Raw genomic sequence first — 13,077 nt, forward strand, 5'->3', positions numbered from 1 at the left:
CTTGGTCCCGGTGCACTTCACGCAGCGGGTAAGCGTGGCCGACGACCGGGCGCCAGGGCGACGGGCAACGGGTCCGTCGCGACAACCAGGGCCACCCGAGGAGCACCACCATGGCAGTGTCCATGCGCGAACTGCTGGAGAACGGCGTCCACTTCGGACACCAGACCCGGCGGTGGAACCCGAAGATGAAGCGCTTCATCTTCACCGAGCGTAACGGCATCTACATCATCGACCTGCGCCAGACGCTCGACTACATCGAGAAGGCCTACGACTTCATCCGTGGCACCGTCGCCGAGGGTGGGCACATCCTCTTCGTCGGCACGAAGAAGCAGGCCCAGGAGGCGATCGCCGAGCAGGCGACCCGCGTCGGCCAGCCCTACGTCAACCACCGCTGGCTCGGCGGCATGCTGACCAACTTCCAGACGGTCTACAAGCGGCTGCAGCGGATGAAGGAGCTGGAGTCGATCGACCTGACCGGCACGGCGGTGGGTTACACCAAGAAGGAGACCCTCCAGCTGTCGCGGGAGAAGGACAAGCTGTCCCGCACGCTGGGCGGCCTTCGTGACATGCAGAAGGTGCCGTCGGCGATCTGGGTCGTCGACACCAAGAAGGAGCACATCGCCGTCGACGAGGCCCGCAAGCTGGGCATCCCGGTGATCGCGGTGCTCGACACCAACTGCGACCCCGACGAGGTCGACTTCCCGATCCCGGGCAACGACGACGCGATCCGCGCCGCCGCGCTGCTGACCCGCGTGGTCGCCGACGCCGTCGCGGACGGCCTGATCGCCCGTTCCGGCAAGCACGCCCGCACCAGCGGCGCCGACGAGAAGCCCGAGCCGGGCACCGTCGCCGCCGGCGAGCCGCTTCCGGAGTGGGAGCGCGAGCTGCTCGAAGGCACGAAGACCGAGGAACCGGCCACCGCCTGACCTGACGTCGCGATCCCCGCCCGTTCGACCGGCGGGTGGGGATCTGCCGTCGGAACCGTCCGATTCGAAGAGAGAGTCATGAGCAACTTCACTGCCGCGGACGTCAAGAAGCTCCGCGACCTCACCGGTGCCGGCATGATGGACTGCAAGAAGGCGCTGACCGAGGCCGAGGGTGACTTCGACAAGGCCGTCGAGATCCTGCGGATCAAGGGTGCCAAGGACGTCGGCAAGCGCGCCGGCCGGACCGCCGCCAACGGGCTGGTGGCCCACGCCGGCAACACCCTTCTCGAACTCAACTGCGAGACCGACTTCGTCGCCAAGAACGCCGACTTCGTGGCGCTGGCGCAGCGGCTCGCCGAGCACGTGGACACCACCAAGCCGGCCGACGTCGCGTCGCTGCTCGGCTCCACGCTCGCCGACGGGCGCACCGTCGCCGAGACCGTCGACGCCGAGTCGGCCCGGATCGGCGAGAAGCTCGTCGTCAACCGGTTCGAGGTGCTCGACGGCAACCTCGCGGTGTACATGCACCGCAAGGACCCGTCGCTGCCCCCGGCCGTCGGGGTCGCCGTGGCGTTCGCCGGCAAGGACGACGAGGCCGCCGTCGCCGACGCGCGCGGCGTGGCCATGCAGATCGCCGCGATGCGGCCCAAGTGGGTCACCCGCGACGAGGTTCCGGCCGAGATCGTCGAGTCGGAGCGGCGCATCGCCGAGCAGACCGCCCGCGAAGAGGGCAAGCCCGAGCAGGCGATCTCGAAGATCACCGAGGGTCGCGTGGGCGCGTTCTTCAAGGACTTCGTCCTCGTGGAGCAGCCGTCGGTGACCGACAACAAGAAGACGGTCGGCAAGGTCCTCGAGGAGGCCGGCATCACCGTCACCCGGTTCGTCCGGTTCGAGGTCGGCCAGGCCTGATAGCTGGTGGAGGGGGTCGCCACGTCCGGTCACCGGGCGGCCGCGGCCCCCTCGTCGTAGGTTGTTGACGACCGGGAACCGACAGGAGAGGGCCGAGGATGGAATACAGTTCCGCCACGATCACTGACCACGTCCGGCGCCGGGTGGTCCTGAAGCTGTCGGGTGAGGTGTTCGGTGGCGGAGCCGTCGGCGTCGACCCCAACGTCGTGCGCTCGATCGCCGCGCAGATCGCGAGCGTGGTGCGCACCGGCATCCAGGTAGCCGTGGTGATCGGTGGCGGTAACTTCTTCCGCGGCGCCGAGCTGCAGCGCGCCGGGATCGACCGGGCCCGCGGCGACTACATGGGCATGCTCGGCACGGTCATGAACTGCCTGGCCCTCCAGGACTTCCTGGAGAAGGAGGGCATCGACACCCGGGTCCAGTCGGCCATCTCGATGGCGCAGGTCGCCGAGCCCTACATTCCGCGCCGTGCCATCCGGCACCTGGAGAAGGGCCGCGTCGTGATCTTCGGCGCCGGCGCCGGGATGCCCTACTTCTCCACCGACACCGTGGCGGCCCAGCGTGCGCTGGAGATCCACGCCGACGCGGTGCTGATGAGCAAGAACGGCGTAGACGGGGTGTACACCGCCGACCCGCGCACGGATCCCGACGCCCAGAAGCTGGACAACGTGACGTTCTCCGAGGCGCTGCGCCAGGGCCTGCGGGTCGTGGACGCGGCCGCGTTCAGCCTCTGCATGGACAACGGTCTACCCATGGTGGTTTTCGCGGCCGAGGGTACCGACACCATCATGCGCGCCGTCAGTGGTGAGAAAATCGGAACACTCATCACCACCGCGTGACCAAACGTCCACACGAGTCAGAAGGAGGCGACGGACCGAGTGATCGACGACACTCTTCTCGAAGCCGAGGAGAAGATGGAGCGGGCGATCGAGCACGCCAAGGAGGAGTTCGCCGCCATCCGCACCGGGCGGGCGAACGCCGGCATGTTCTCGAAGATCGTCATTGACTACTACGGATCGCCGACGCCGCTGCCGCAGATGGCGTCCATCGGGACCCCGGAGCCCCGGATGGCGATCATCAAGCCGTACGACGCGTCGCAGCTGTCCGCCATGGAGAAGGCCATCCGCGACTCCGACCTCGGCGTCAACCCCTCCAACGAGGGCAGCCAGCTGCGGATCGTGCTTCCCCAGATGACGGAGGAGCGCCGCCGGGAGATGATCAAAGTCGCCCGGCACAAGGGCGAGGACGCCAAGGTGGCGATCCGTAACGTCCGGCGCAAGGCCAAGGAAGAGCTGGACCGGATCGTGCGCGACGGCGAGGCCGGTGAGGACGACGGCCGCCGCGCCGAGAAGGAGTTGGACGACGTCACGCACCGGTACGTCGCCAACGTCGACGAACTGTTGAAGCACAAGGAAGCGGAGCTTCTCGAGGTCTGATGCGCCCGTCCGATCCCGCTCCTGAGCGCCCGCCGCCGTCCCTTCGCGCGGCCCATCGGGCGCGGCACTCCCATGCCGCGCCCGAACCGGACTTCGAGCCCGAGGGGCGCCGGACGGGACGCAACTGGGCGTCGAACGGCTATTCCGAGAACGGCTACGCGTCGGAGACGACGGGGTTCGCGGCCGAGACCGAGGAGCTGTACTCGCGTCGCGAGGCCGCGGAGCGCTTCCGCGACCCCGACCCGGCGGCGGAGCGTTACCCCGACCCGGCCGCGGAGCGATATCAGGATCCGGCAGAGGCGCGGACCGTGGTGCAGCCGGCGGTGCGGGTCTCGGCTGAGCCCGGGGAGCCGCCGGCGTACGAGGAGCCGGCCCCGGAGTCGGTGCCGCACGCGGCACCCGCGGAGAAGAAGAGCCGGGCCGGGCGCGACCTGCCGGCGGCGTTCGGGGTGGCGGTCGTGCTCGGCGGCGGCACACTGGCGGCGCTGCTGCTGTTCAAGCCGGCGTTCTACGTGATCGTCTTTGCCGCGGTGCTGGTCGCGACGTGGGAGATGGTGCGCGCGATCCACACCAGCGGTCCGAAGCCGCCGATGTTGCCGCTGCTGCTGGGCGGGCCGGCGATGGTCGGGCTGACCGTGCTGGGCGGCGCGGACGCGGTGCTGTACGGGCTGCTGGGCACCGTGATCGCGATCTTCGTGTGGCGGCTCGGCGACGGGCCCGAGCACTACAACCGGGACGTCGTTCCCGGGCTGCTCGTGGCGATGTACGTGCCGTTCCTGGGCTGCTTCGTCGCGCTGCTGATCGACCCGCCGGACGGGCACTGGCGGGTGATCGCGACGCTCGTCACCGTCGTGCTGTCGGACACCGGCGGCTACGTGGCCGGGGTGTTCCTGGGCAAGCATCCGATGGCGCCGCGGGTGAGCCCGAAGAAGTCCTGGGAGGGCTTCGGGGGTTCGCTGCTGGCCAGCGGTGTCGGGGCCGCCCTGATGCTGTTCTTCATGTTCGACGTGCCCTGGTGGGGCGGCCTGCTGTTCGGGGTCGCGGTGGCGGCCTCGGCCACGCTCGGGGACCTCGCCGAGTCGTTGCTCAAGCGCGATCTCGGAATCAAGGACATGAGTAGCCTGCTGCCGGGCCACGGGGGCCTGATGGACCGGCTGGACTCGATCCTGTTCGCCGCTCCGGTGGCGTACGGCCTGCTCATGCTGCTGGCGTCACCCGGCTGAACGGACCATCCGTGCGTGCCGGGCGCACGGACTCTGCACCGGGGCTTCGACGTGGGACACTGGTAAACGTCATGACTACGATGCCCGAACTTACCGGTTCATCCGCTCTTCCACTGGTTCCCGCCCGCTCGGGCCCGCGCCGTGCCGCGCCTCCGAGGCACCTCGCCGACCTCGACCCCGCCGAGCGGCGGCAGGCGGTGAAGGACCTCGGCGAGCGTGAGTTCCGTGCGGGCCAGTTGTCGACCCACTACTTCGGCCGCCTCGTGCGCGACCCGGCGGAGATGACCGACCTGCCGGCCGCCAGTCGGGAGCGGATCGCGGGCGCGCTGCTGCCCTCGTTGCTGACGCCGGTGCGCGAGCTGGCGTGCGACGGCGGTGCCACCCGGAAGAACCTGTGGCGCCTGCACGACGGCGCGCTGGTGGAGAGCGTCCTGATGGGCTACCCGGACCGGGTCACGGTCTGCATCTCCAGCCAGGCGGGCTGCGGGATGGCGTGCCCGTTCTGCGCCACCGGGCAGGCCGGCCTGACGCGCAACCTGTCGACGGCGGAGATCGTGGACCAGGTGGTGTGGTTCGCCGGCGAGACGGCGCGCGGCGCGCTGCCCGGCTGCCCGGACCGGCTGTCCCGGGTGGTCTTCATGGGCATGGGCGAGCCGCTGGCCAACTACAACCGGGTGATCGCGGCGATCCGCCGGCTGACCGATCCGGCCCCGGACGGGCTGGGCCTGTCCCAGCGGCACATCACGGTCTCGACCGTCGGCCTGGTGCCGGCGATGCGCAAGTTGGCCGACGAGGATTTGTCGGTGACGCTGGCGCTGTCGTTGCACGCGCCGGACGACGAGCTGCGCGACGAACTGGTTCCGGTCAACCAGCGGTGGAAGGTGGCGGAGGTTCTCGACGCCGCGGACGAATATGCGCGCCGCACGGGACGGCGGGTTTCGATCGAGTACGCGATGATCAGGGACGTGAACGACCACCCCTGGCGCGCCGACCTGTTGGGCCGCCTGCTGTCCGGCCGATTGGCGCACGTCAACCTGATCCCGCTCAACCCGACGCCGGGCAGCCGGTGGGACGCGAGCCCCAAGGACGTCGAACGCGAGTTCGCGCGTAGGCTGCGTGCGGCCGGGGTGGCGACGACGGTCCGGGACACCCGGGGCCGGGAGATCGACGGTGCCTGCGGTCAGCTCGCAGCCGCGGAGGAAATGTCATGACTTTCACCTGGTCGTCCGGTTGGGAAACGGAACGTGAACTTGCGTTCCACCGGGCGTGGACTCAGGGTGGCATCATGCGCGCGAGGGTTGTGTCGGTGCGCCGCGACGACGGCGGTGTTCGGGACACATCGATCGACTGCGTGGGGGCGACGCGGCCGAGCGTCGCCGGGCGAGGGAACCAGGAGTCACAGTGACGAGTCAGGGCCAGCGGTTCCGACGGCGGGCGCTGCGTCGTGGATACAAGGTGGACGAGGTCGACGCGTTTCTTGACCGCGTCGAGGCGACTCTCGCCGGTGATCCGATCGGCGCGCCGGTGACCGCGCAGGAAGTGCACGACGTCGTCTTCCGCGTCCGCTTCGGCGGCTATGACGAGTGGCAGGTGGACCTGCACCTCGACCGCGTCGAGCGCCAGCTGGCCGAGCTGGAGGACCGCGGCGGGTTCAGCCGCGAGCCGCAGCAGCAGCGCGCCGTGGAGCGGGTCCCGTCGGCGGAGCGGATGGCGCCGCCGGACCGGATGGGCCCGCCCGACCGGATGGCGCCGCCGGAGCGCATGGGCCCGCCGGAGCGGATGGGTCCCCCGGACCGGATGGGCCCGCCGCCGGAGCGCATGGGCCCGCCCGAGCGCATGGGGCCGCCGGACCGCATGGGTCCCCCGGACCGGATGGGCCCGCCGGAGCGCATGGGGCCGCCCGAGCGTTCGCTGCCCGCGCCGGCTCGGCCGTCGGCCGCCATGCCGACGTCCGCGCCTCCCGGGTACTCGCGCTACGACGAGCCCACCTACGGCGGGGTCGACAACCCGTACGAGACCACCGGCCGGCGTGCGCGTCCCGACATGACCGCCGAGATCCGGATGAACGAGCCGACTTACGGCGGGCACACCGGCCAGATTCCGGTCGTTCCGCAGCCGCCGGCACGCCCCGGCCCGCCGATGGGCGGCGGCGGTGGTCCGGCCGGCCCCGGGATGCCGCCCGAGGCGCAGCGGCTCGACGTGCTGCGGCGGACGTTCCAGCTGCGGCGCTTCGGCAGCGGGTACGACCGGGCGCAGGTGGACCAGCTCTTCGAGGACCTCATCATGGGCCTTGCCGGGCGGGGGCCGCTGCCGCCGAGCGGGGCGCTCGCGCCCAACCGGTTCGAGCTGGTGCCGGGCGGCTACTTCGAGGCCGAGGTCGACGCCGCGCTGAAGGAGGCGCGCGACATCCTGGGTCGCCGCTGAGTGGACATGGAAAAAGGGCCGTCCGAAAGGGCGGCCCTTTTCGCGTCCGGGTCTCAGGAACGCAGGCCGTTGCGGCGCAGCATCCAGTCGACGATGACGGCCAGCAGCATCAGGCCGGCGATGAGGCCGATCCACACCGACTCGACGCCGGGCTTGTGGTTGCCGAACACCAGCGTCAGCGTGATCAGCGCGCTGACGACGGCGGCGGTGCGGACCAGCCGCAGGTTGGGCTCCTTGTGCTGGTCGGGAGAGGTCACCGGCTCGTTGCCTGCCACGTGCGCGTCCTTTCTACGCCAGAAGTACGGCCCCAGTCTGGCACGCAGGGGTAGCGGCCACCCCGCCGCCCCGTGAACGCGCTGCGGTAGCGTCGGTGCGAACGTCGTTCGGGAGGGACAGCACAGTGCGGATCACCGGGACCGGCCACGCCAGCATGCGCATCGACACCCCGGCGGGCAGCATCCTGACCGACCCGTGGGTCAATCCGGCGTACTTCGCCTCGTGGTTCCCGTTCCCGGACAACTCGCAGCTGGACTGGGAGACGCTGGGCGACGTCGACTACCTGTACGTGTCGCACCTGCACCGCGACCACTTCGACGCCGAGCACCTCAAGCGGTTCATCAGCAAGAAGGCGACGGTGCTGCTGCCGGAGTACCCGACGAGCGAGTTGCGCGACGAGTTGGAGGCGCTGGGCTTCACGAAGTTCCTGGCGACGCGTTCCGACCAGGTGCACGAGCTCGACGGCGGCCTGAAGATCATGATCCAGGCGTTGACGAGCCCGACCGACGGGCCGATCGGCGACTCGGCGCTGTGGGTGGAGTACGACGGCGTCCGGCTGCTCAACCAGAACGACGCCCGCCCCACGGACCTGTCGATCTTCGCCGAACTGGGCCACGTGCACGCGCACATGCTGCAGTTCTCCGGCGCGATCTGGTACCCGATGGTCTACGAACTGCCGCAGGCGGCCAGGACGGCGTTCGGCAAGCAGAAGCGGGACCGCCAGTTCGACCGGACGTGGCGTTACATCGACGACCTGAAGGCCTCGCACGTCTTCCCGATCGCCGGGCCGCCCTGCTTCCTGGACGACGAGCTGTGGCAGTTCAACGACATCCACGGCGACGAGGGCAACATCTTCCCGGACCAGCAGGTGTTCATGGAGGAGTACGCCAAGGTCGGCGGCTCGAACGGGGTGGTGCTGCTGCCCGGGACGGTCTCCGAGGTGACGACCGAGGGCTGCACGACGGTGCACCCGGTGCCGGACGTGGCGGAGTTCTTCGCGCGCAAGGAGGAGCACCTGCGCGACTACCAGGCCCGGATGCGGCCGGTGATCGCGGCGGCGAAGGCGTCCTGGAAGCACCCGGAGATCGACGTCCTGAAGGGCATGAAGGAGCGCATCGAGCCGCTCCTCGACGAGTCGATCTACATGGCGAAGGGCGTCGGCGGGCCGGTCCGCTTCGACCTGACCGACGACGCCGGTGAGGTGATCGAGTCGGTCCTGGTGGACTTCCCGGCGAAGGAGGTCCGGCGGGCCGCGGACGAGAAGGTGCGCTACCGCTTCAAGACCGGGCGCGCGCTGATCGAGCACCTGCTGCACATCGACGAGGTGGACTGGGTCAACTCGCTGTTCCTGTCGTGCCGGTTCTCCGCGGCGCGGATCGGGCAGTACAACGAGTTCGTCTACTCGTTCTTCAAGTGCCTCTCGGAGGAACGCCTCCAGTACGCCGAGGGCTGGTACGACGAGCACGAGCGCGCCGTGGAGGCGGAGGACATCACGCTCGACGGGTGGAAGGTGCAGCGGCGCTGCCCGCACCTGAAGGCCGACCTGACCCGGTTCGGGATCGTGGACGGCAACACGCTGACGTGCCAGCTGCACGGGTGGCGCTTCGACCTGCCGTCGGGCCGCTGCCTGACGAGCGTGGGCCACAAGGTCCGGGCCGAGCGGATCGAGCCTCAGGGCGCCTGATATTCCACGCCGAGCCGGGCCGCGACGTCGGCCAGCTCGGCCTCGAAGACCGGGGTGACGTCCGCGATCCCGAAGTGCAGATGCCCGAAGATCTCCAGGGCGACGGCGCCGTAGAGGCGGATCCAGGCGGAGAGGAAGACCTGGAGCGCGCCGACCGGCAGCGGCACCCCGAACTGGTCGAGGAACGGCTGGAGCTGTACCCGTAGCTCCTCGCTGACGTGTTCGGCGATCGGGAAGCGCTGGCGCTGCCACAGCGCGATGAACTCGTTGAGGAACACGGCCGCGAAGCGCATGCCGGCCTCGTGCGACGGCCCGTCCTCGGGGTGCCCGTCCCCGGCCCCGTGTTCGTGCGCGGCGAAGATCTCCGCGAATTCGATCGGATGCGCCTTCGACCAGGTGCGGAAGGCGCGTGCCCCCTGGTACAGCCGCCCGGGGCTGTCGACCGGGCCGGCCTTGTCCATCTCGGCCGCGATGTAGGCGGTGCACTCGTCGGAGAGCTGCGCGCGCAGGTGTTCCATGAGGTCTTCGAGGCTCGGGTAGTAGCGGTACAGCGCGGGTGCCGTCATGCCCATCTCCCGGCTGATCGCCCGCAGGGTCACGGCGGTGGGCCCGTCCGTCACGAGCAGCCGGTGGGCCGTGGTGAGGATCTCCGCCACCGTCGCGGCCCGCAGTCTCTCCCGCCGGCTCGGCCCTGTCGTGGCGGATGTCACGTATACCCCCTTGACTAGAGTGAACGGTGCTGTAAAAGTTTACGGTGTTTACGAGTGCTGATCGTATCACCAGCTTAGGGGGACCGGGAATGTTTGCATGGTGGGGCCGCACGGTCGCACGGGCGAGATGGCAGGTGCTGATCGTGGGCCTCGTGGTCACGGTCGCCGGTGGTGTCTGGGGGCTCGGGCTCTTCGGATCGGTGGTCGGCGGGGGCTTCGAGGACCCCGGCAGCGAGTCGGCCAAGGCGGCCGAGCGCATCGTCGCCGAGGTCGGGCGGCAGGACGCGGACCTCGTCGTCATCTACTCCTCGGACAGCGCCGAGGTGACCGACGCGGCGTTCCGGGACGCGGTCACCGGCACGGTCGGGAAGCTGCGGCAGCACGCCGACGTGGCGGGCGCCGTCTCCTTCTACGACACGCAGTCGCCGGCGTTCGTGTCGCACGACCGGCACGCGACCTTCGTCGCCGTCACGCTCAAGAAGGCGGAGAGCACCGAGCAGTACGACGCGGTCAAGCCGCTGCTCGACGCCCCCGGCCTGCGCACGCAGGTCGCCGGCGGCACCGCGATCCAGGCCGACATCACCGAACGGATCAGCGCCGACATCGCGCGCGCCGAGACGATGTCGATGCCGGTCCTGATCGTGCTGCTGCTGTTCGTCTTCGGCGGGGCCGTCGCGGCGGGGATGCCGATGCTCGTGGGCGGCATCGCGGTGCTGCTGGCGTTCGCGGCGACCCGGGCGCTCACCTACGTCACCGACATCTCGGTCTTCAGCATCAACATCATCACCATGCTGGGCATGGGCCTGGCGATCGACTACGCGCTCTTCATCGTCAGCCGGTTCCGGGAGGAGCTGGCGGGTGGGCGCAGCACCGCGGAGGCGGTCGAGCGCACCCTGGACACCGCCGGCCGCACGGTGTTCGTCTCGGCGGTCACGGTCGCCGTGGCGCTGGCCAGCCTGCTGCTCTTCCCGCAGGTGTTCCTGCGCTCGATGGGGCTCGGCGGGGTCAGCGCCGTTCTGGTCGCGATGCTCGCGTCGGTCACCGTTCTGCCGGCGCTGCTGGCCGTCCTCGGGCCGCGGATCAACGCGCTCAAGGTCCGTCTGCCCCGCCGGTCCGCGCCCGCTTCCACCGGTCTGTGGGAACGCCTCGCGCGTGCCGTCATGCGCCGTCCGCTGCCCGTGATCGCCGGCACGCTCGCCATCCTCACGCTGCTCGCGCTGCCCTTCGCGGGGGCGCAGTTCGGTGGGCCCGACGAGCGGGTGCTGCCCGAGGGCGAGGCCAGCCGGGTCGCCACCGAACGCCTCGCGTCGGACTTCCCGCCCGGTGCCGGAAACACCGTCAAGGTGCTCGTGACCGGCGTGGACGGGGCGGCGGCCGGCGGGTTCGCCGAGAGCGTGAAGGGGCTCGACGGCGTCACCGGTGTGCAGATCACCGCGGCCGAGGGCACCTCGACGGTGCTCGCCGTGGCCTACGACGGGAGTTCCGCCTCGGAGCGGGCGCGCGACATCGTGGCCGGCGTGCGTGATCTGCCGGCCCCGGCCGGCGGCGAGGTGCTGGTCGGCGGCGCCACGGCCGAACTGGTGGACCTGCTCGACAGCCTCACCGAGCGGCTGCCCTGGATGGCGCTGCTGGTCGCGGGCACCACGTTCCTGCTGCTGTTCCTGGCGTTCGGCTCGCTCGTCCTGCCGATCAAGGCCATCGTCATGAACGTCGTCTCGATCGGCGCCTCGTTCGGCGCGGTGGTGTGGGTCTTCCAGGACGGCCACCTGTCGGACTTCCTCGGGTTCACGCCGACCGGGGACCTGGAGGCCACCCAGCTGATCCTGATGCTGGCCATCCTCTTCGGGCTCTCCACGGACTACGAGGTCTTCCTGCTCTCGCGGGTGCGCGAGGAGTGGGACCGCACGCACGACAACGTTCAGGCGGTCGCGGGTGGGCTGCAGCGGACCGGCCGGATCATCACCTCGGCGGCGCTGCTGCTGGTGATCGTGATCGGCGGCTTCGCGACGGGCGGGATCTCGTTCATCAAGATGATCGGCGTCGGCATGATCGTGGCCATCGTGGTGGACGCGACGCTGGTGCGGGCGCTGCTGGTGCCGGCCACGATGCGGCTGCTCGGCCGGGCGAACTGGTGGCTGCCCGGCCCGCTGGACCGGTTCTACAAGCGCTACGGCATCCACGAGGAGCCGCCGGCGCCGGCGACCGAGCCGGCACGGGTGCCCGTCGCCGTCTAAGGTCGCCGGTGTGTTCACCACCGAACGGCTGATCGTGCGGCCCTGGCGTCGCACGGACGAGGACATCGACCGGATCTTCGACATCTACTCGCGCTGGGAGGTGGCCCGCTGGCTCGGGGCCACCCCCAGGGCGATGGCGCAACGCGGCGAGGCGGAACAGGCGGTCGACCGGTGGGAGAGCCGGGCGGCCGCCGATCCGCGTCTGGGGGTCTGGGCGGTGGAGGTGCGCGACACCGGCGTCGTCGCGGGATCGGTGCTCTTCGTCCGGCTGCCCAACGGGGACGGCGAGGTGGAGGTCGGCTGGCACCTGCATCCGGACTCCTGGGGGCACGGCTACGCGACCGAGGCCGCCCGCGCGGTGGTGCGCAACGGCTTCGCGCACGGGATCGACGAGGTGTACGCCGTCGTGCGCCCCGGCAACGACGCCTCGATGGCCGTGTGCCGCCGCCTGGGCATGACGCCGCTGGGCACCACCACCCGCTGGTACGGCGTGGAGTGCGAGGCGTTCCTACTGAAGAACCCCGGGCAGGGCGACCGAGACAGGGCCGTCGAAGGCTGAGGCGGCCTCCAGCGCCTCGGCCGGGTCGGTACCGGGCCACAGGTGGGTCAGCACGAGCCGGCCGACCCCGGCCCGGGCGGCCTGGGCGGCGGCGTCCCGGGCACTGGTGAGCAGCGGGGGCGCCTCGTGCGGATACGTCGCCTCGGCGAGGAACACGTCGGCGTCGCGCGCCAGCTCCACGACGGCGGGATCCGGGCCGGTGTCGCCGGTGTAGGCGAGGGTGCGGCCGTCGGCGGTGAGCCGGATGCCGAGGTTCGGCAGGTGGTGCGGCAGGGCCACAGCATGGGCCGCGAAGGGGCCGAGGTCGAACGCGCCCGCCCCGATCTCGCGGAGGACGCAGCCCGCGGTGACCCACTCGCCGTCCAGCGCGAGAACCGCGTCGAGCGCCCCGGCGGGCGCGTACACGGGCAGCGGCGGCGGTGGCGAGTCGTCCAGCACCCGCGCCCGCAGCAGCGGATTGAGGTCGGCGCAGTGGTCGGGGTGCCCGTGCGTGACGTACACGGCGTCGACCTCGCGCGCCGGCACCGATGCCGGCAGCCGGGGCAGCACGGCGTAGCCGGGATCCACCAGCAGCCGGTATCCGTCGTGTTCGACCAGGTAGCCGCTGCAGGCCTGGCCGGCGGCCGGCCACGCCCCGCATCCGCCCAGCACCGTCACCCGCATCGATCCATCAGACACACCGGACGGCGGCCGCCG

Annotated in this window: 13 protein-coding genes; 10 read left to right on the plus strand and 3 right to left on the minus strand. The window is 70.7% G+C overall.

Annotated features, from left to right (window positions below; all coding sequences use genetic code 11):
* Positions 1-110: 110 nt before the first annotated feature.
* The 7 genes from rpsB (at position 111) to Val02_RS13560 (ending at position 6,918) form a co-directional block, all read left to right on the plus strand.
* Positions 111-926: a 30S ribosomal protein S2 gene (rpsB, locus tag Val02_RS13530; RefSeq protein WP_203899366.1), complete on the plus strand. Its 816-nt coding sequence runs from the start codon at positions 111-113 to the stop codon at positions 924-926.
* A 78-nt stretch (positions 927-1,004) separates the two neighbouring features.
* Positions 1,005-1,835: a translation elongation factor Ts gene (gene tsf, locus Val02_RS13535; protein ID WP_203899367.1), complete on the plus strand. Its 831-nt coding sequence runs from the start codon at positions 1,005-1,007 to the stop codon at positions 1,833-1,835.
* A gap of 98 nt (positions 1,836-1,933) precedes the next feature.
* Positions 1,934-2,674: a UMP kinase gene (gene pyrH / locus Val02_RS13540; protein ID WP_203899368.1), complete on the plus strand. Its 741-nt coding sequence runs from the start codon at positions 1,934-1,936 to the stop codon at positions 2,672-2,674.
* A 39-nt stretch (positions 2,675-2,713) separates the two neighbouring features.
* Entirely contained in the window at positions 2,714-3,271 is a 558-nt protein-coding gene (frr, locus tag Val02_RS13545) for a ribosome recycling factor (RefSeq protein WP_203899369.1), read from the plus strand.
* Entirely contained in the window at positions 3,271-4,494 is a 1,224-nt protein-coding gene (locus tag Val02_RS13550) for a phosphatidate cytidylyltransferase (RefSeq protein WP_203899370.1), read from the plus strand. Before frr ends, Val02_RS13550 begins: the two co-directional genes overlap by 1 nt.
* 71 nt (positions 4,495-4,565) lie before the next feature.
* Positions 4,566-5,705 (plus strand): dual-specificity RNA methyltransferase RlmN, encoded by a 1,140-nt coding sequence (gene rlmN / locus Val02_RS13555; protein WP_203899371.1) that lies wholly within the window; start codon positions 4,566-4,568, stop codon positions 5,703-5,705.
* Between the two features lie 190 nt (positions 5,706-5,895).
* Positions 5,896-6,918 (plus strand): DivIVA domain-containing protein, encoded by a 1,023-nt coding sequence (locus Val02_RS13560; protein ID WP_203899372.1) that lies wholly within the window; start codon positions 5,896-5,898, stop codon positions 6,916-6,918.
* Between the two features lie 53 nt (positions 6,919-6,971).
* Here the strand turns inward: Val02_RS13560 and Val02_RS13565 are convergent, their stop codons facing one another.
* Entirely contained in the window at positions 6,972-7,193 is a 222-nt protein-coding gene (locus tag Val02_RS13565; protein ID WP_203899373.1) for a hypothetical protein, read from the minus strand.
* Between the two features lie 131 nt (positions 7,194-7,324).
* On the opposite strand from Val02_RS13565, the gene Val02_RS13570 reads away from it, so the two are divergent.
* Positions 7,325-8,878 carry a Rieske 2Fe-2S domain-containing protein gene (locus Val02_RS13570; RefSeq protein ID WP_203899512.1) on the plus strand — a complete coding sequence of 518 codons (1,554 nt, stop codon included), beginning with the start codon at positions 7,325-7,327 and terminating at the stop codon, positions 8,876-8,878.
* On the opposite strand, the gene Val02_RS13575 is transcribed toward Val02_RS13570, so the two are convergent.
* A complete protein-coding gene (locus Val02_RS13575) occupies positions 8,866-9,588 on the minus strand; it encodes a TetR/AcrR family transcriptional regulator (RefSeq protein WP_203899374.1) in 723 nt (240 codons plus the stop codon). The genes Val02_RS13570 and Val02_RS13575 overlap by 13 nt on opposite strands.
* A 143-nt stretch (positions 9,589-9,731) precedes the next feature.
* Here Val02_RS13575 and Val02_RS13580 point away from each other — a divergent pair, with 143 nt between their 5' ends.
* Together Val02_RS13580 and Val02_RS13585 are read left to right on the plus strand one after the other, a co-directional pair.
* Positions 9,732-11,822, plus strand: coding sequence for an MMPL family transporter (locus tag Val02_RS13580; protein WP_239152839.1), 2,091 nt, complete (start codon positions 9,732-9,734; stop codon positions 11,820-11,822).
* Positions 11,823-11,832: 10 nt separating this feature from the next.
* Complete coding sequence (locus tag Val02_RS13585; RefSeq protein WP_203899376.1) at positions 11,833-12,381, plus strand: GNAT family N-acetyltransferase; 549 nt, start codon at positions 11,833-11,835, stop codon at positions 12,379-12,381.
* On the opposite strand, the gene Val02_RS13590 is transcribed toward Val02_RS13585, so the two are convergent.
* Positions 12,331-13,044 carry an MBL fold metallo-hydrolase gene (locus tag Val02_RS13590; RefSeq protein WP_203899377.1) on the minus strand — a complete coding sequence of 238 codons (714 nt, stop codon included), beginning with the start codon at positions 13,042-13,044 and terminating at the stop codon, positions 12,331-12,333. The genes Val02_RS13585 and Val02_RS13590 overlap by 51 nt on opposite strands.
* Positions 13,045-13,077: the final 33 nt, after the last annotated feature.

This window comes from Virgisporangium aliadipatigenens (genome assembly GCF_016863615.1).
GTDB classification, from domain to species: Bacteria; Actinomycetota; Actinomycetes; order Mycobacteriales; family Micromonosporaceae; genus Virgisporangium; species Virgisporangium aliadipatigenens.